Below are 17737 nucleotides of genomic sequence, written 5' to 3'. Positions count from 1 at the left end.
AAATACAATAAAATTAAGACCGGAGACTATACCGTTAATCAAAATAGAATTATAATTCTATTTTAATGATAGAAGGACGATTGAAGACTAACCGTACAGGGAGGATAAAACCGATGACCAAACGATACATTGAAGCGCTCCTAATATTCGCGGCCCTTGCAGGATTTGTTTTTTCCACACTGGGGAGCCCGGATATCTTCGCTGATGAAGCAAAAACTTCTCTGAAAAAACCCGATAATACGTTTACCCCTGTAGTAGTATCGGTACTTAACGCACCCAATCCGGTAAGAGGATCAGTCGGAAATTATCATTTAGTTTACGAACTCGAATTATTAAACGCCACCCCTATGACATGGGAAATAGGCTCGATTGAAGTTAAGGGAGAAAAAGAAGACGATACGGCATTTCTAACCCTGGAAGGAGATGAGCTTAAAAGCAGAATGCGTTTAATTACCGACACAACCCCGAGCACAACGCTTGCCGGGGGTGAGACCGGGATAGTGTTCGTGCATTTTTTTGTAAAGGATAAGAAGGACATTCCGAGATCGATAATCCACCGAGTCTCAATCGGCGTTCCGGGCGGCATCCCCGCAGGTTTCGCAGATTTTGCAGGACTCCCCGAAGGGGCGGAAGAATATTCCTACGCTTCGTCGCCGACAGAGGTAGGGTCACAGGACGCCGTAGTTATCGCACCGCCTCTTCAGGGCAAGGGCTGGGTTGCAGCCGACGGATGCTGCGACTCCATAAGACACGTGCGCTCAATGATGCCGATAAACGATAAGCTCAGGGTAGCGCAGCGCTTCGCCATAGACTGGGAAGTGATAAATGAGAACAGACTTATTTTTATAGGCGACCCGAAGGACGTGGAGAGTTATTTCTCTTACGGTAAGAACGTTCTCGCTGTTAGGGATGCCAGAGTAGTGACCGCGGTGGATAAATACGAGAACCAGATTCCAGGTGAGCTGCCACCCGGAATGACCCTCGAGGAGGCGGACGGAAACCACGTTGTGCTCGACCTTGGGGACGGGAGATACGCGCTCTACGCCCATCTGAAGCCCGGAAGCGTTAGGGTCAAAGAGGGAGATACGGTCAAACAGGGGCAGGTAATAGGGCTTCTGGGGAATACGGGAAACACATCCGCGCCCCATCTTCATTTCCACGTCATGGACGGCCATGCGACCCTGGGCTCAAACGGGCTCCCGTATGTAATCGACGAATTCGATCTCATTGAAAAGGCGCCGTCGACTGAAGCGTTCGACAAGGCAGAGAGGGAAGGGACGCCGCTTGAGGTTGTGCCGGTGAAGAGACCCGGATTACATAAAAACGCATTACCATTAGATCAAAGAGTGGTTAACTTCCCGTCGACCTGAAACTGAAAAAGCTTGATTCAGGAGCTGGCGTGCGCGTAATGTCGTTCTTTGAGCATTTAATTTAATATTTCGGCGAATTCCCTGAATACTTTCGTGGGAACATGCTCTCCCGCGCCAAAAATATTTATTAGAATAACTACTACGGACCCGTTTTCGGGATCGTACATTACGAGAGACGTATATCCAATATATTCCCCCGTGTGCCCTATCCAGCCGCTTATTTCCCCGATCCCCAGGCCGTATTTATCATACTCGGGACAGCTTCTTTTTTCTCTTTCGGAATCGTCGTCATCACATGGATCGAATACTATCGGAGTCAAGCTATCTATACGTTCTTGCTGAATATTTTCGTTAAGTAGTGTCCCCTTTCCTAACGCATCCGCCCACTTTCGCAAATCCAGTAGTCTCGAAATCATTGCACCGGAAGCGGCGGAAGCGGAAGGATCAGTAAACGTAACATCCTGTAAACCAGCTTCCGGGTCAAATTCCACATATCCTCTGGAAAACGGTTCAGGCATGTCCGGAGTCTCGGGGTAAAAGGTTCCTTTAAGTCCAAGGGGGTTGATTATTCTTTTTTGAATCTCGTCTCCCACGAAATTTCCGGTTACCTGCTCTATTATCATTCCGAGAATGACTGTGTTCGTGTTCGAGTAATGCCAGCCCCCGCCAGGCGGGAAATAGGGCGCGTTACTGTCGGCGAAATCCACAAGCTCCCGGTTAGTCCATTCCCTGAGCAGGTCGGCGATAAACTCCATCACGAATTCACCGTCTTCCGTATAATTGAATATTCCGCTCCTCATATTGGCAAGCTCGGCAATGGTCGCGTCTCCGTTCTCTACATCGGGCAGGTAGTTTTTAACAGGGTCATCCAGACTGATAAGCCCTTCATCCACAAGCTGAAGTATGACGGTTACAGTGAACGATTTTGTAACACTGCCTATTCTGACATGGTCTTCTTTTGAGATAGGCTCGTCGGTTTCAATATTAGAGACGCCCTCTTCAATAATTAAACTTCCCTGCCCTGGAATCCATACACCTACCAAAGCGCCGGGAACTCCAAACTCCTCCATATTGTCTGAGAGAATCTCTTTTAGCCTGCGAGCAAGCTCAGGGTCAAGAGAATTGTTGTCCGATTTGCAGGAAGTGAAAAATGGGAACGAAGATAAGATTATTATTAGGATTAAATATGAAAACGGCCTATTCAGCTTAGCGACTATTCTCTTCAAATATTTGTCAACCACTATTATTATGTCCCAAATATGAGACTGGATTAAAGTTAGTTTACTTACGAGACTCGCTAGTTCAACCTGTATATAGCGGCAGCAATTTGCCCAAGATCGTTATTTACTTCGAATCAACCTTATCATTAATTATAATCATTCAGGAAAGCCTATGATTGTGAATTGAAGCTGGTGTTCGTTAGTGCGCGGCGCGGGCTCAGGGAGAAGCTGAACGTTTGTCAAAATGATTCCGGGACTGTCTTGTTCCATGTTTTCTTCTTCCTCAGTATCTATAACATCGTCGAGGTCCAGGCCGTCGCCTTCATCATCACCGTCTTCCTCATCAACATCCAGCAGTATTCCGACGTTATCAAATTCTTCAAATTCAAATGGAACTCCCTCCGCTTGGGCTATTGAGTTGCCGTCCATCACTTGAAAATGCAGATGCGGAGCGCCGCTCTGGCCCGTATTGCCCAGGAGTCCGACAACCTCACCCTTTTTTACAAAATCTCCAACTTCCAGGCGATCATTACTGCCAGGTATCAGATGCGCATACAGGACATAGATACCGTTGCCTATGTGCAAAATCACGATATTCCCGGCGCCGTCTGACAAGCTTATTGGGAATGGCGGCGATTCACCAGGCTTATTATCCGGAACTCCTTTAACCACGCGGCTTACGACTCCGTCGCTTACTGCCATCAGTTCCGTGCCATATCCTAACCAGCTCTTATTGTCGTTAGCATCGCCGACAAACAAGTTATTTTCTTCATCAACTTCCATTATATCAATAGAATAACGCTCAGGGAAAAACTCTTTACCGTCCACTGAGCGTATAACCCGTCTATGCGCAGAGCTGGAAAAATCACAGCAGCCGTTTAGATTTATCCATCTGCCTCCCCTTATAGGTTGGCCGAGCACCAGGGCTTCTTCTTTGTCCACGTCCACTTCAGCACTAACAGACAATGCGCTCATGCCCAGGATCTCGGCAATAATTGGCGGGCCGTCTATTTCGACTTTATTTATAAGAGTATCAGGCACCGATTCTCCGCTGTCCAGGGTTACATCAAGAAAAACAACCGCCGTCTGACCGGGGCCGATTTGATCTACTGTAACTTCATCCAAAGGGGCTTTCTTGAAAGGGTGATATTGGAGCAGAAGAGTTCTTTGTATCAAGTCATCGCCTTGTAGTACCAGCATCGGCGCTGTATCAACTGCATTACCAAAAACAGTTAGTTTTTTTAAGCCGATTGTCTCGGTCGTGAAATTTTCTATCTGAAGCTCATAGACAAGATGAGTCAACCCGTCACTTGCTCTAAAGGGCCGGGGCTTCTTCACCACCTGCATAATCAAAGGTACTAGCTCATTGCCGTCGTCAGGCGACGGCTCAAAGTTGACAAGGTCGTCAGACCGGCTCACTGAGCTGCTTGTAGTAGATATTTTCTTTACATTCGAGCAGCCTGCGTAAGAAATAAACATTGTTAATGATAAGATAAGTACAAAAATTGCCGGTGTTTTAATTTTCACGTTACTCCTCCTAACTAATTGGTACTACGGGTCAATGCTCTTTTTTATGCATCTATAAGCACAGGATTAATGATCAGCTAAACAATGATGATTTAACCTGGGAAAACCTTACCGTATATCAATTAATTATAACTCCGATTTTCAGTGGAAGAGAAAAAGGCGGCAAGAAAGAAAAAACATTGAGATATTATAAAAATCCGGGGAATTAACGGGCCCGTCTTCAGGGGCCCGTTATTATGAAGTAAATATTATTTTGCAAATCGCCGGGAGAAGGGCACTACTCGGTGCGTGTCAAGGTAAATGCACTTACCTGCTTTTCTTCACCGCTCTCGTAATAGGTCCATTCCTGCACCATGTTATCCGTGTCCTTGAAATTAAAGCTGACAGCGTGCATGTGTCCGTCCTTATCGGCGTTTAGGTTAGTACCGCCCGCGAAATCCAGATCGATACGGTCGCCGGTAGATTCTTTCAGAGTAAAATGAGGTTGATTGTTAACGGCGCAGTAGTGCGTCATGTTAAGCTTACCGTCCACATCGTAATAGACAGAGACCATTTCGTGCGGCGTTCCGGGGGAAAGTGTCTCTACGACAACGCTGCCGTTTGAAGAAGTCTCATAAACGACAGATATAGGCACTTCCTTGCCGTCCATTACAGTCGTGCCCTGCCACGAGCCCTCAAGCGTCTTCATTTTTTCAAGCTCCTGAGAACCCGTTACCGGACTCATGTCATGCCCACCCTTATCTTTGACCGGATCGGCGTAAACAGCATTAACCAGTACCGGCAGTAGTAAAAACGTAATAACAGCAATACAGGCAAAATATCTCATTTCAAGACCCCCATTAGTTTTTTTACGAACCTATATAAAATGGCTTAATATACTTATTCACGCAAATAATTTATCGAGATTTCCGAGACACTCCGTCCAGCCCTTTCTGTGATTTTCCTTCATTTCGCCCTCGGGCAGGAAATCATGCTCGAGTGTTATTTCGGTGCCCTCAACGACCTTACGGAAATGAACCGTAACGACAGTGTCCTGCACAAAGTCCGAGCTCCAGGTAAACACCAGCTTTTCTGAAGGGAGAATCTCTTTGTACTCGCCCGTGTGCTCATAAACATTCCCGTCGGTGGTGTGCATGCTGAGTGTATATTTACCCCCGACTTCGAGCGTATTACTCACTTCGACGGCCCAATCATCACCAGCATAAAACCATTTAGTCATAATCTCCGGCTTCGTGAAAGCCTCGAATACCCTCTCAGGGGCAGCTCTTATCAGCTTCTTTACGATAAGCGTGGTTTCACCCATCTCTCTTCAGTTCTCCTCTTTCGGATTTTCGAAATATTCCTCTAAAGAATCGAGCCTTGCCTCCCAAAACTTCCTGTATTTCAGAATCAACTCCGATACCCTGTCTAACTGACGGTAGTTCACACGGCACTTTTTTGTCCTGCCCCGCTTCGATTGTGATACCAGTCCCGACTTAACCAGCACACGGATATGCTTGGATACTCCCTGGAGCGTCATATCGTACCTTTCGGCAAGCTCGTTCACGGTCATGTCCTTTTCGACAAGATGGGCGAGAATATTGCGTCTTGTCGAATTGGCGAGGGCGTGAAAAATATCATCCAGATCAATCGTTTTATTAACAACCATATGGTTGATTATAGCAACAACCATTCTTATTGTCAACTCTATAGTTGATATTTTATGCGCATTTCTTTTCAGCAGGCTCCGCTCAGTTTCCAAAACCTCGTGGATTAAGTTTTATAAAGCCCCTGATTACTGTATAATTTCTAAAACGACGTTCACCTGTGTGGAAATTCGCCTGAAATCCGGACAACCCGCGAATTACGGGGAACGGTCAATCCAGATTTTTTTAATCATGCCGGCAATTAAGGAGTCAGCGATTAAAACTTATATCCCTAAAATAACCCATACCTCGGTTTTCCTGATGGCTCTTCTCCTGCTTGCCGGAGCGGGCCAATCTGACGCCCTCGATGCTTCCGTTACCGAGTCCATAGGCTCATACACTGCCGGATGCATAAGAAATTCCACGGCAATCCCCCGGGACGGGGAGGGTTTTCAGGTAATCAGGCCCGGAAGGGGAAGGTTTTACGCCCATCCGGACACAGTCAACTACATCAAATCCCTCGCCTCGAAGGTAGATGAACAGCTAAACGGTATACTCCTTATAGGCGACGTAGCGCAGAGGACCGGGGGGCCGATGTTTGACGAGCACAGCAGCCATCAAACCGGACTCGACGCGGATATTCTTCTCTGGCAGCATCCGATAGCGTTAAACAGGTCTCTCACATTTGTCGAACGGGAGCATATCCACCCGCAGTCCGTTTTAACCGATGACGAAAGACGGATAGACGAATTTAAATGGAACGACAACATGGGGGAAATACTGAAGCTCGCGGCCTCGGATAACAGGGTTGACCGTATTTTCGTGAATCCGTTGATAAAGAAGAAACTTTGCAGATCCTACGAGGGTGAAAAATGGCTCGCCAAAATACGGCCCTGGTACGGACACGACGGGCATTTTCACGTCCGTCTCAGGTGTCCGCCCGGGAATCATCTCTGCGTGCCGCAGAAACCCCTGAACATTTACGAAGACGGCTGCGGAAGCGAGCTTGATTCCTGGTTTACAGCCGACGGAAGCGTTAAAAGCAGGAAGGCATCGGGAAAAAGCATCCCGCCGAGACTTCCCGATGAGTGCATACCGATAGTAAACGGTCTATATTGACTCCCCTGCCCCCCTTACCACACAGCATGACAAGATCCGGATAAGTTGTCTGATGCCGCTTATTTTTTTGATATTCAGAATCTATTCCGCCGGATTAAACTCAAATACCTGACCGAGCTCCGGGATATCTATATTGCCGAAGCCCTGTTCTTCAAGAGCCGACCTGAAGAATTGCTGTCGTCCGTACTCTCCGTGCACGAGAGACACGTTTTTCAATTTTTTCCTGTCCAGACCTGAAAGGTATGAGAGCATTTCAGGCTGATCACCGTGCGCGCTGAACGAATCCATCACGACAACTTTCGCGTTTACGTCTTTTTCAACGCCGAATATTTTAATCCTCTTCTGTCCCTCACGAATCCTTGCCCCAAGTGTGTGCGGGGCGCAGAACCCGACAATCAGAACCGTGTTCCTGCCATCCTCTATATTGTTGTTCAGGTGATGCAGTATCCTTCCACCCGTCATCATACCGGATGCGCTTATTATCACGGCCGGACCCTCCAGATAATTGAGGCGCTTTGAATCCTCGGTCCTGCGGATATATTTGAGATTATTGAATCCGAACGGGTTCGGGTCATCTATCATGTATTCAATTATCTCGGAATCGAAGCACTCGGGATGCATCCTGAAGACCTCTGTCGCATTCACCGCCATAGGGCTGTCAACGAAAACGGGAATTTCAGGCAGACGTCCATCGTGCTCAAGCTTATCCAGTATATATACAATTTCCTGCGTCCTTCCCAGACTAAACGCCGGAATCAGGAGCTTACCTTTATTTTTAATACACGTTTCATAAATTATCCGAAGGAGGTCCTCCTCGTCCTCGGGCAGCTGTTTATGCCTCTCCCCTCCGTAGGTGGACTCGCAAATAAGGTAGTCGAGGTTCTCCATGGGGACCGGGTCTTTCAGTATAGGCCTGGCGGGCCTCCCGATGTCACCGCTGAATCCTAGAAAAACAGGGGGCTGGCCGTTCCGGCTGATCTTGAGCGTGACGCTCGCGCTTCCGAATATATGGCCGCTGTCTCTCAACTGAACGGCCACGCCTTTTCCCAGCTCGTGCCAGACGTTGTAGCTGATGCCGACAAAGCTTTCTAATGCCTTGTAGACGTCCTGCACCGTATAGAGCGGTTCGGCTTTTCGGAACTTGCCGGACCTTTTTCTCTTTTTATTTATGTACCACGCGTCCCTCTCCTGAAGCTTCGCGCTGTCGATGAGCATAACGGCTGAAAGGTCTCTCGTGGCGCTCGTGCATATGATTTCGCCGGAATAGCCGTCTTTGGTGAGCTTGGGAATACGACCGCAGTGGTCTATGTGGGCGTGGGATAAGATGACGCAGTCAATATCCGCGGGGTTAAAAATCCATTTCCCGTTAAAATCCGCGAATTCCTCGTCCCTTCCCTGGTAAAGCCCGCAGTCAAGAAGTATCTTATACCCGTCGTCAAGCGTAACGAGATGGCAGCTTCCGGTAACCGTTCTCGCGGCTCCGCAGAACTGTATTTTCATTGATTATCCTCGCAGGAAATTTCTCAATTATGACACAGGGCGGCTGTTTTACCAAACACACGGTTAATACGTTAAAGGTACATAGAAGACCTTATACTGGAACCGAATACCGGGGAATCAGGATTTGTATCCACGCTTCAATTATTCGGACCCGGTTAATTCCCGCTGCCTTCGACTCTTCGGACAAAAAATCTCGAATATATCCAGAACAAAAAAATGACAAAGACAACTCCGCCCGTATTGGCGAATATATCCATCAAGGACGCGGACCGCCCGGGAATATAAATCTGAATTAATTCAATGGCCGCTCCGAGTATAATGATGAAAGCCAAAAGGTGTTTTCTCTTGCCCTCGGACGGCACCGATATATATGCGAGAAGGGCCATTAACCCGTACATAAGGAAATGCACAATCTTGTCTTTATATATAGCGGTTCCCGCACTGGGCAAAGGTAACAGACTGAGCACAATTACAAACAGAGTATAAGCTATGAATATTGTCTGGAGCATTCAGGGCAGCTTTTTATTCCCGTATTTAAGCACAGTATTATACTTGATGAATCAATTGTTAGTTACTTTGCCTGAACATAAATTTTGTGATATATATAGTCTGGAAATCATGCCTAGCCTTAGTATTTTAGGATATCGAGCCGAACCCTAATGAGCACCGCCGTTCAAGCCAAAAACTACTGGATACAGAACCCGACCTTTGACCTCACCTATCTCGGCTTCGGCTGGATAATCGTATTCCTGGCGTTCGTAGCGTTCAAACAATACACAGGCGCGCTCGTTATAATGGTGCTGGTTTTCAGTTTCGTACACCGTCACTACACCTTTGCACTCGTCTACGGCCAGAAGGATGAATTCGAAAAGAGAAAGAAGAGCTATATACTACTGCCTGTCGCATTTCTCCTTTTAACCGCGGTTTCACTTCTCCTCGGATTCTTTACCATACTGCTCGCTATATCCGTAGTGTGGACCATGTATCATACGATCGCCCAAAAATACGGGTTTACCAGAATCTATTCCCGAAAGGCGGGATACGGAAAGGCATGGATCGATAAAGGCATAATATACTCCTGGTTCGTTTACCTTTTCCTTTCGCTCGGGGAGACGAACAGGGACACTCTCGCACAATACAAGATAGGACGTTCCCTTCTGGACACTATCGGGAACTACCTGCCCATATTCACTTTCGTATCCTATGTCGCTCTGGGTGTCGCGGTATTTTTTACCATAGCTTATGCAGTGGAGGAATTAAGAAACAGCGATAAACTGAGCGTCCCCAAAAACCTGTTCGTATTTTCGATTCTTATTCTATACTCTATATTTCTCTACGACCTGGTTATAGGTTTTGTAGTCTTCGGGTTCTCGCACGCACTCGAATACATAGCGTTCGTGAACGTGTTCGTTAACGCGAAATATAAAAAGAAACCAGAGAATACGAGCTTATTCTCAAAGGTGTCAAGAAGGCAGTGGGTTTACAGCGGCGCTTTTACGCTGGTTCTGGCGGGTATAAGCTTCGCGGGCGTGAACATAAACGAAAGCGCCCTCGGAATTTACATTACCGGATCCTCATTCCTCCATTTCATATATGACGGCTGGATATGGAAGGTCAGCAGGCCTGAAGTCGGAAAGCCGCTCGATATAAAATACGCCCCCACTACCTGATTAATCTAATTTTCAACCCCCGCGGTCAGTTACCCCGTCCGATTTAAAACTATAAAAGAAATAACGCGAAGTTGTTGACTGTTCGTTCAAGATTGGTTATCTTGTTTTAATCATGGGAAGGCCATACGAATTCGACAGGGAAGAAACCCTTTCCAGAGCAATGGACGTTTTCTGGGAAAAGGGCTACAAAGCGACCAGCATTGACGATCTCGTAAACAGGATGGGGATAAAGAGGGGCAGCATCTACAACACCTTCGGCGATAAGCATTCCCTATTCATTGCGGCTGTTGAATATTACGGGGAGGCCGTCACATCGGAAATGATCAAGGTTCTGGAATCCCCGGGCTCACCCCTCAAGAACATCCACAAGTTTTTTGACAGAGTGGTCAATTCCCCGCAGGACAGGAAAATCAGGGGATGCCTCATAAGCAATACCGTAGTAGAACTCGCTCCCCACGACGACAAGGTAGCTGAGGTAGTGAAGGGAATATTGGCCAGGATACAATCAGCGTTCCTTAATTGTCTTGACAGAGCGGTAGAAAAGGGTGAACTGCCCGAGGACACCGATACGGTCGTGCTGTCCCATTTTCTCGCTACAAGCACGCACGGTTTAATCGTAACAGGCAAGTCCGCATCTAACCCGGAACAATTGAAAAAAGTGGTAAACGTAATTTTGTCGACTATCGGATAAAAAATTTTAAATCTTTGTTGAACGCTTGTTCAACAATTAAAACAAATAAGGAGGTATTAAGATATGGCGAAAATAGCATACGTAGAGAAGGACGCAGCGCCTGAGAATGTAAAAGGAGTTTACGAGCAAATGGAGAAGAAATTCGGGGTGGTGCCCAACGTTTTAAAGGGAATGGCCAATAGTCCCGAATTGTTCATGGGCTTCATACCGTTTCTGGGGGCGGCTCTGGGTCCGAGCAAGGTGGACAGTGCGACAAAAGAGCTCGCAATTATCACTACATCCAAACTCAACGGGTGTAACTATTGCGCGGCTCATCATACGGCAGCCGGAAAAAGAGCGGGACTCAGCGATGAAAAGGTTAACGCAGCTCCTGATGAGACCAGCGATGCTTTTGACGACAGGGAGAAAGCGGTAGTCAGGTATTCCAAGGAACTCGCGCAAAACGTGGCGGCGAGCCAGGAATCACTCGATGAGATGAGAAAGCACTTCGATGACGGTCAGATAGCGGAGCTTAATATGGTAAACGGCGTCTTCCATGTTTTAACCAGATTCGCGGATACGTTTAAAGTAGAACTTGAAAAATAAAATATAAGTTGCTATAATTACATTGAAACCAGACAAAGGCTTGGTTTGGATCCCTCTTCCATCCCCACCAGACGTCCAAACCAAGCCTTATTTTTTTCATTCACACAACTGAAAAGCTCCTCTCATTTTCGCTAGACCTTCTTTCCCTGCATCATCTTGGATTGTAATACCCTTAACAATTTCTTTTAATTCCCGCTCGGAGACCCTGGATGAGAGCTTTTCAACCGCGCATCTGCAGCGGGTATCGCATATCTCCGCGTCAGACGTCTCTATCACGCATTCTCTTACGCAGTAAGAGTTAAGCTGCTCTTCGGGACTATCCTCATTGACCGCAGAGTTACAGGAAGCAAACAGAAGCAAAAGGAAAAACGGTGTCATCGCATGGGGTTTCATGCAATACCTCTCGCAGTATTTTAATATTGGAGCAAACTCAATCAAGGGTAATTATCTTGTTTTTGTCCCGGTACTGCGATGCACCGAGCGTCAATTCATTTCCTTCAAGCATCACCGTCCCCGTATCCCTGTCGCCGCGCGTTATCTGCCCCGTGCACGACATTATAAGCCTTTCATCTTTCTTACCCTTCGCTTCTTCGGAAAAAGTGAGATAATTTCCGGTATTGAAATCTATCAGAAAAACAGTCATAGCCACCATCGTCCCTCCCTCATTAGACCTTGTATCCAGAACATGCAGCCCGCTTCCCGTTTTGCCGAGATACCTATAGGCGAAGTATCCTTTCTCCCCCTCATCCAAATCATATTCGTACGATACATAACCATCGTCCGAAGTTTTAAAAGGCTCATAATTTTCGTTGCTCGACACGCACGCGGCTACGTCCACCGAACGCACAACCGGCGGAGGGGAGTCGGCCAGACCCACATTAAACCTCCTTACGCAGCCCGGATGGATAGCCTTGCCGTCGAAATAAAAGCTCTCATCCGCTTCTTTCAATTGAGCCTGAACACTGGGCGCGGACGCTTTACTCCGAGACTCCGCGAATAAGTGTTGCGGTGATATATGGGAAAATAGAACCGTTAGTAGAATGACCAATAGAGTATAAAATATCCTCATTAAGACCTCCTTATTAATATTCAAACAGGGAATATATATTTACAACAACCGGAACGAAAGCAATAAAAGAAAATAATAGAAATATCAAATAATATCAAACAAAGCGCATTGTATCTAAAGAAAAGGACACTAACACCCGGCACCTTAATGCACAGCATTAATCGACATACCACCTTCTTTATCCCGAGCTTTTATTTTTCCTGGACTATCGGGAAAACGCATTTGGGCGCACCGTAGCCCTGAGTCCGGTAACGGGTTTTGTCGAAGTAGAAGCCGTGCTTTTGAGGATTCACCATATCGAACCAGAGGGAATCCAGCTGGCAGAGAATCGGGGTTAGAAACGGCACGCCATGAGACTTGAAGAAATTAAAATAAAAGCACTTATATACTTCGATTGAAAAGCTGTCCTCCTCTTCATTTTCCTCATGCGGAGAAGTCCACTCGAATGTCGTCCCGTACTGCTCCATAAGCCAGCTGAATATAGAGCGCAGGCGGTCGGGATTGTCCTTGCAGGCTTTGAGCATGAGAGCGAGAGAGGACTGCATCGAGATATTGTTTATCCCGTCCATCATAGCTTTACTAATGAACTCGAGCGTGGAGTCCCTATCACCTATAACAGGCAGGAGATTATTATAAGCGGACAGTATAATGGAACAAAGCTCCAGATGGCCGTGGGAGGGAGCGTCTTTTATCAGTGCCGTATCGGACTTCTCTATGGTTTTTGCGTCTTCCTTTATTGCCGTAATCAATTTAACTGCATCGGCTTTTAAGGAATCCCTGATCCAGGCCTCAAGCCCGTTTATGAACTGCCCCGAGGCCTGATGACCGAAAACCCAGTGCTTCGGGAAATCTCCGATTTTTGAAATATTTCCACTCCTTTACTTCCGCTAAATTTACGGGATAAAGCCTTCCACTTCACGTGTGTCGCTCGTGATATAAAACTTCCAGTCCCTGATTACCGCCCTTCCCTCTTCGTCCGTAACGTCATCCAGGTCCAGGTGACTCGTTATATAGTAAAGCCTGTCAATCTCGTCCTTCTCGGCGGGCCCCCGGTTAGCGTCCCTGAATCGCTGCTGGAGATAGAAAGGCGGGATGGACTGTTTGTAGAGGGTTACGGTAATATCATGAACCCGAGCAAGAGCAGCCTCGTCAAGCGATACTAAATATTCGATAACGTCCGCTCCCGTAAGCTCTGGGTCGGTGTAATAGGGGTCGGACGCGGCCTGGCCGTGTGTTTCGGCAAGCGCGTTAATAAACGGCGAGTCAAAGAAGGTTATGAAAAGTTCGGGATTATAACCTTTCGGTCTAATGCGGTTATCCTTTACGTCCTCGACGCGCCTTAAAAAACTTGTAGTCAGGTTACCGGCGGAATCTTTAATAAGCTCCTGATATATCTGGACCTGGTCCTGCTGCGTTATGACCTGGTAATGGGGCTGAAACGGCGCGTCCGGGAATTTAACCGGCTCCTCACTGGGAAGAACTTCGTCGGTGGTGCCGTCCAGAATTGCGCCCAGCTCATTCGTACGCCCGGAAGCCCATAGCACATTGCCGTCTATGTCTCTGACAAGGAACTCAATGAATATCCGCCTGAACCCTACTCCGGACGGAAGGTAGTGTCCTACGAGGTTAACGACTTCAACAACGGCACGCAACTCACCCTCCGGGGTTATCTCCAGCTCCTGTACCTTTATGGCGGCTGTCTCGTTTTGAGCCATTTCTATCATGGACTTTTGCCCGGTAATCAGTGAAGGGACCGTCGCGGTTCCCGTCATATAGTCGATCTGCCGCGCGCCCAGTATCACGGGGAACTGCTGAAACATCTGATTGATGAAAATATTAAGACCGTGTAGCGAGTGGCGGGCGAACGTATCACGCTCCGTTAAAGTAATATCGGCATCGGGGAGACGGTTCGTCGTGGGAGCAAAATCGCTTGATTCTATATTAGCAATTTTAAATGAAAGGTCTTCACCCATGTAATGCGTCGGCATATGGCAGTCAGCGCAAGATTTGAAATCAGAGCCGCCCGGGGCAAAATCGCTGTTAACCCATTCAAGGTGTGTCGTCTGCTCGTAGCTGGCGCCTATTATCTCGCCCTCGTTCGTTATGATCGGAAGGAGGATGTTATGACAACTCCCGCAGGTATCGGAGCTGAACGCGTCCCCGCTTACGAAGTAATCGGCAAACCTAGGTGTAATACCGATAGCGTTCTCCATCGGCTTGGGAACTATGGTCGAATCCTCATAAGGGCCGTATATCTCATCAGGAGGCCCGGTTACAAAATTCCCGGTGAAAGTCTCTTCCTGTCCGAGATCGACATCCGAAATATGGTGACACACGGTGCAGGAAATTCCGTCCCTGGCGAGCGCTCCGTATTTCTGGTCTTTATTGCTCGGAGAGTCCGGCCACTGGGTCACCATGTCGAGGCTGAAGGGCTTCCCGAACGGAACTCCGGGAGGAGGGGCTATAGCGAATAATTCCTCGCAACCCTCCGTATCCTGACCGGGAGTATCTATAGCCAGCTGCCGCTGCCCCATCACGCCGTGACAGTGAAGGCAGGTATTCTCGATGCAAGTGGTGAGTTCAGGCAGGTTGTTTGTCTCGCTCTGGAGCTGGGAAAAGAAGATGGGATCACGTCCGGCCAGGCCCATGGGCGACGCGCTCCATTCTCCGTAAGGAGAAAGATTGATTAATTCAGTCGTGCCGTTCACGTCTCTCTCCAGAATCATATTCGGAAAGGACGCGTTTGAGTAAGTAGCGTCGTGACAACCGATACACTGGTCCGACGTAATAAACTGGTCGGGACCTGTAGATGCCGAGACTACGTGATCGTAGGTCTGAGCGGGCAGACGGAGCATCCAGGCCTCTGGGAAACTCACTTCATCCAGTTGATTATAAAACTCCAAGAACCGAGACGTAGGCTCCGGAAGAGGGTCGGAAAACGGAGAATCATAACCTTCTACTTCGCCGTTCCCGCGAGTTGCCGTCAGGCCCGCTATCGAAGCCGAATCCTGAGTAATCAGAGCTATGATACCGGGAGTGTGAACAAGCCCATCGAACAATTCGTCGGGAAATGTTTTGCCGGGCTCATCGGATGTAAAGAGCTTGTACTCTATTCCCGGAGTTAAAACATTATCCAGAGAGGAAAACGTTAACTCGCTTACAGCGGAGGCATGACAATTGACGCAGTAGTTTCCGTACTCACTGTAAGGGAATATGACATCGGGAATCTTGTTTGTGCTGGAGAATACATAACCGGTCGGATACCAGAGGGGGTTGGGTGAAGAAGGTATTATTTCCCCGCCAAAAAACTCCTCCCCCGTTACCGCAGTCGCATCAAAAATTGGAGGGTTCCCTATTTCCCAGGCGAAGGTAACAGGGTCCTGGACGACCGAATAGCCGGCCCAGTACCATCCGTCGTGCGACTCACCGCTCTCCTTGACCATTATCGTCCATGAGTCGGGCTCAACATCGGCGTTAATAACCATACAGCCCTCGCTATCGAGGGCTATATCGAGCTCCTCGTTAATCGAATGCATCTCCTTTACAATCATAGCGCCGTCGGGAATCTCTCCCGCGCCGTCATTACAAAGCCAGTCAATAACCTCGGGAGAGTAATAAATTCTTACGGCGGGATGTACACCGAAACTCTCTCCGCTCCCTATTTCGCCGACATAGGGGCCCGTCATACGCCAATTCATATCGCTTACCCAACCGAGCTCTGCTGCATAGACCCTGTCTCTGGCAAAGGCCTGAAGCTCGGCATCGTATATATTCTTAAGATCCAGCTCAGACAGGGGCGGAGGGTTTTGTAAAAATCCGGGGACAGGGTCTCCGGCATTAGAAAAGCTCTGGCAAAACTGATCAATTTGCTCCAGGGTCGCGCCCGCAAGCGAGTCTACACACACCCACTCGTTCGGATCGGCAGGCAGAGGCCCGTTATTAATTTTATTATTATCGGTATCGCAAGAACCAAAAGCAACAAGAAAAACCAATAGAGATAATAGAGCTTTAGCGGTTAGTCTCATTCATCCTCCAATAATGCAGTTATAAAAAATAACTTCCGCCACCCTGAAAACCATAAAGATGTATCAACTATTAATCTGTCAAGCTAGAATAATTAATACAGATGTTTTACGAGAATATATTAATTATATAGCTGTTTTAATTATGTGATTCAAAATATATGCGGATCAGCCAAACGTCGAGGATAAAGGGTTATAGCCTTTGATGTTAGATATCAATTCAGAGCGTGACAGCTCGAGGTAGCGGCTTACAATGAACAGATCAGCCAGAGCTAAAAGGGAAAGCTCGGGGTTCGCGCAGACGTAAACGGGCCTCCATTCGGGATTAAATTTATTTTTGAACCGAAAGAGACCTTTGTAATCAAACGCGAATTTGAGAGCTCGTCCCGCTCTAAACAGCATTTTTTGTTTAAGGGAATCGCTGGAAGACCCAATATGAGAACCGAGCGCTCGAGGGGTTATAAACGGCACCTCGCCCAGGCTGAACTCCTCGTAGCCGTCCTCTCTTAGAATATTCATTACCCCGGTGAAGAGGGCCTCCATAACTCCCACAGGGGCTTTTTTATGCCTTAGAATCATCTCAGTGTGGGCACAAGATTCCGCGACGGTTGAAACGGTAACTACACCCAGCCATTCTTCATCGGCGGCCCTGAATACAAAACACCTCGTGGCGCGATCGAATCCTGCCCGGAAAAGATATTTCAAATTCGGCTTGCCGCCGTGCGCAGTGAGCGCGGTAAACCCGGATACCCTTTCGGAGTTTAATCCCGTAAAGGGAATTTCCTCCACCTCTCCCCATCTGATCCCCCTTCTTGCCAGCTCTTTTACAGAAGGCCGCTCTCTATCCAGGTCCTTTAAATCTATTACGGCCTCGGCTCCGGTCCTTATGATCCCGAACCCATTCCGTGCAAGGAACCCGGCAATTTCGCCGCTACACCCTCTGATTAATATTTTTCCCCCGAAGCCTGCGCATAAATCGGTAAATACCCGTTCAAAACTATAATCCAGAGGGATTTCCGCCGAGTGTGCCCACACTGTCCCGGACAGTGGGAGATAGACGGACTCAAATCCGGGGCGATCAATATCGTTTCGTGACCAGCTGAGCGGTAATGATTGTATCACGGTAGTACCATCAGTATAATTTTATTAAAATATGATACTTGAAGCATCTTCTGCGACAAACTTTCTTTTTTGTATTGAGGTATGCTGACCATGATTCGATCAGATAGAGAGGTCTATATTTAAAAATTGGGATTAGAAATATTTACTTTATCCTTTATAATTGAATTGAGATGATTTAAGCAGGGTAAAATATCCGTTAAAACTGAACCAGAAGGTG

The 17737-nt window shown here is 47.5% G+C and carries 17 protein-coding genes; 5 read left to right on the top strand and 12 right to left on the bottom strand.

Annotation, left to right across the window (positions count from 1 at the left end):
- Nucleotides 1–113 precede the first annotated feature (113 nt).
- Nucleotides 114–1370, top strand: coding sequence for a M23 family metallopeptidase (locus RIG61_05035; GenBank protein ID MEQ9618519.1), 1257 nt, complete (start codon nucleotides 114–116; stop codon nucleotides 1368–1370).
- 56 nt (nucleotides 1371–1426) lie between these two features.
- Here RIG61_05035 and RIG61_05030 read toward each other — a convergent pair whose 3' ends face one another.
- From RIG61_05030 to RIG61_05010, 5 genes are all read right to left on the bottom strand, one after another.
- On the bottom strand, nucleotides 1427–2611 hold the full coding sequence (locus RIG61_05030; GenBank protein MEQ9618518.1) for a serine hydrolase domain-containing protein: 1185 nt from the start codon (nucleotides 2609–2611) through the stop codon (nucleotides 1427–1429).
- 135 nt (nucleotides 2612–2746) lie between these two features.
- The gene (locus tag RIG61_05025) at nucleotides 2747–4117 is read right to left on the bottom strand and encodes a M23 family metallopeptidase (GenBank protein MEQ9618517.1); all 1371 of its coding nucleotides are present in this window, start codon (nucleotides 4115–4117) and stop codon (nucleotides 2747–2749) included.
- A 277-nt stretch (nucleotides 4118–4394) separates the two neighbouring features.
- Nucleotides 4395–4943, bottom strand: coding sequence for a hypothetical protein (locus tag RIG61_05020; protein ID MEQ9618516.1), 549 nt, complete (start codon nucleotides 4941–4943; stop codon nucleotides 4395–4397).
- Nucleotides 4944–5000: 57 nt separating this feature from the next.
- The gene (locus RIG61_05015) at nucleotides 5001–5420 is read right to left on the bottom strand and encodes an SRPBCC domain-containing protein (protein ID MEQ9618515.1); all 420 of its coding nucleotides are present in this window, start codon (nucleotides 5418–5420) and stop codon (nucleotides 5001–5003) included.
- 6 nt (nucleotides 5421–5426) lie between these two features.
- On the bottom strand, nucleotides 5427–5858 hold the full coding sequence (locus tag RIG61_05010) for a metalloregulator ArsR/SmtB family transcription factor (protein MEQ9618514.1): 432 nt from the start codon (nucleotides 5856–5858) through the stop codon (nucleotides 5427–5429).
- A gap of 136 nt (nucleotides 5859–5994) precedes the next feature.
- On the opposite strand from RIG61_05010, the gene RIG61_05005 reads away from it, so the two are divergent.
- The gene (locus tag RIG61_05005; GenBank protein ID MEQ9618513.1) at nucleotides 5995–6861 is read left to right on the top strand and encodes a penicillin-insensitive murein endopeptidase; all 867 of its coding nucleotides are present in this window, start codon (nucleotides 5995–5997) and stop codon (nucleotides 6859–6861) included.
- 81 nt (nucleotides 6862–6942) lie between these two features.
- Here RIG61_05005 and RIG61_05000 read toward each other — a convergent pair whose 3' ends face one another.
- Nucleotides 6943–8361, bottom strand: coding sequence for an MBL fold metallo-hydrolase (locus RIG61_05000; GenBank protein MEQ9618512.1), 1419 nt, complete (start codon nucleotides 8359–8361; stop codon nucleotides 6943–6945).
- A 155-nt stretch (nucleotides 8362–8516) separates the two neighbouring features.
- Nucleotides 8517–8870, bottom strand: a complete 354-nt coding sequence (locus RIG61_04995) for a VanZ family protein (GenBank protein MEQ9618511.1) — start codon at nucleotides 8868–8870, stop codon at nucleotides 8517–8519.
- A gap of 150 nt (nucleotides 8871–9020) precedes the next feature.
- Between RIG61_04995 and RIG61_04990 the strand changes: the two genes are divergently transcribed.
- The 3 genes from RIG61_04990 to RIG61_04980 all read left to right on the top strand — a co-directional run bounded on the left by RIG61_04990 (nucleotide 9021) and on the right by RIG61_04980 (nucleotide 11307).
- Entirely contained in the window at nucleotides 9021–10031 is a 1011-nt protein-coding gene (locus tag RIG61_04990) for a hypothetical protein (GenBank protein MEQ9618510.1), read from the top strand.
- 112 nt (nucleotides 10032–10143) lie between these two features.
- Nucleotides 10144–10722, top strand: coding sequence for a TetR/AcrR family transcriptional regulator (locus tag RIG61_04985; GenBank protein MEQ9618509.1), 579 nt, complete (start codon nucleotides 10144–10146; stop codon nucleotides 10720–10722).
- A gap of 63 nt (nucleotides 10723–10785) precedes the next feature.
- Nucleotides 10786–11307, top strand: a complete 522-nt coding sequence (locus RIG61_04980) for a carboxymuconolactone decarboxylase family protein (GenBank protein MEQ9618508.1) — start codon at nucleotides 10786–10788, stop codon at nucleotides 11305–11307.
- A gap of 96 nt (nucleotides 11308–11403) precedes the next feature.
- Here RIG61_04980 and RIG61_04975 read toward each other — a convergent pair whose 3' ends face one another.
- From RIG61_04975 to RIG61_04955, 5 genes are all read right to left on the bottom strand, one after another.
- Nucleotides 11404–11700, bottom strand: a complete 297-nt coding sequence (locus RIG61_04975; GenBank protein ID MEQ9618507.1) for a hypothetical protein — start codon at nucleotides 11698–11700, stop codon at nucleotides 11404–11406.
- 37 nt (nucleotides 11701–11737) lie between these two features.
- Complete coding sequence (locus tag RIG61_04970) at nucleotides 11738–12376, bottom strand: hypothetical protein (GenBank protein MEQ9618506.1); 639 nt, start codon at nucleotides 12374–12376, stop codon at nucleotides 11738–11740.
- Between the two features lie 191 nt (nucleotides 12377–12567).
- Nucleotides 12568–13125 carry an L-2-amino-thiazoline-4-carboxylic acid hydrolase gene (locus tag RIG61_04965; GenBank protein MEQ9618505.1) on the bottom strand — a complete coding sequence of 186 codons (558 nt, stop codon included), beginning with the start codon at nucleotides 13123–13125 and terminating at the stop codon, nucleotides 12568–12570.
- A gap of 144 nt (nucleotides 13126–13269) precedes the next feature.
- Nucleotides 13270–16401: a hypothetical protein gene (locus RIG61_04960; GenBank protein MEQ9618504.1), complete on the bottom strand. Its 3132-nt coding sequence runs from the start codon at nucleotides 16399–16401 to the stop codon at nucleotides 13270–13272.
- A 165-nt stretch (nucleotides 16402–16566) separates the two neighbouring features.
- A complete protein-coding gene (locus RIG61_04955; protein ID MEQ9618503.1) occupies nucleotides 16567–17520 on the bottom strand; it encodes a phosphatidylglycerol lysyltransferase domain-containing protein in 954 nt (317 codons plus the stop codon).
- Nucleotides 17521–17737 lie beyond the last annotated feature (217 nt).

This window comes from Deltaproteobacteria bacterium (assembly GCA_040223695.1).
In the GTDB taxonomy this organism is placed as follows: Bacteria; Desulfobacterota_D; UBA1144; order Nemesobacterales; family UBA2774; genus JAVKFU01.
Note: the sequence above shows the minus strand (reverse complement) of the source record. Positions and strands in the feature narration are given on the sequence as shown.

Bases quoted from the DNA above. Each gene is read 5' to 3' on its own strand.
- RIG61_05035 (MEQ9618519.1), top strand. From the start codon at position 114: ATGACCAAACGATACATTGAAGCGCTCCTAATATTCGCGGCCCTTGCA.
- RIG61_05020 (MEQ9618516.1), bottom strand. From the start codon at position 4,943: ATGAGATATTTTGCCTGTATTGCTGTTATTACGTTTTTACTACTGCCG.
- RIG61_05015 (MEQ9618515.1), bottom strand. From the start codon at position 5,420: ATGGGTGAAACCACGCTTATCGTAAAGAAGCTGATAAGAGCTGCCCCT.
- RIG61_05005 (MEQ9618513.1), top strand. From the start codon at position 5,995: ATGCCGGCAATTAAGGAGTCAGCGATTAAAACTTATATCCCTAAAATA.
- RIG61_05000 (MEQ9618512.1), bottom strand. From the start codon at position 8,361: ATGAAAATACAGTTCTGCGGAGCCGCGAGAACGGTTACCGGAAGCTGC.
- RIG61_04995 (MEQ9618511.1), bottom strand. From the start codon at position 8,870: ATGCTCCAGACAATATTCATAGCTTATACTCTGTTTGTAATTGTGCTC.
- RIG61_04990 (MEQ9618510.1), top strand. From the start codon at position 9,021: ATGAGCACCGCCGTTCAAGCCAAAAACTACTGGATACAGAACCCGACC.
- RIG61_04985 (MEQ9618509.1), top strand. From the start codon at position 10,144: ATGGGAAGGCCATACGAATTCGACAGGGAAGAAACCCTTTCCAGAGCA.
- RIG61_04980 (MEQ9618508.1), top strand. From the start codon at position 10,786: ATGGCGAAAATAGCATACGTAGAGAAGGACGCAGCGCCTGAGAATGTA.
- RIG61_04975 (MEQ9618507.1), bottom strand. From the start codon at position 11,700: ATGAAACCCCATGCGATGACACCGTTTTTCCTTTTGCTTCTGTTTGCT.
- RIG61_04970 (MEQ9618506.1), bottom strand. From the start codon at position 12,376: ATGAGGATATTTTATACTCTATTGGTCATTCTACTAACGGTTCTATTT.
- RIG61_04960 (MEQ9618504.1), bottom strand. From the start codon at position 16,401: ATGAGACTAACCGCTAAAGCTCTATTATCTCTATTGGTTTTTCTTGTT.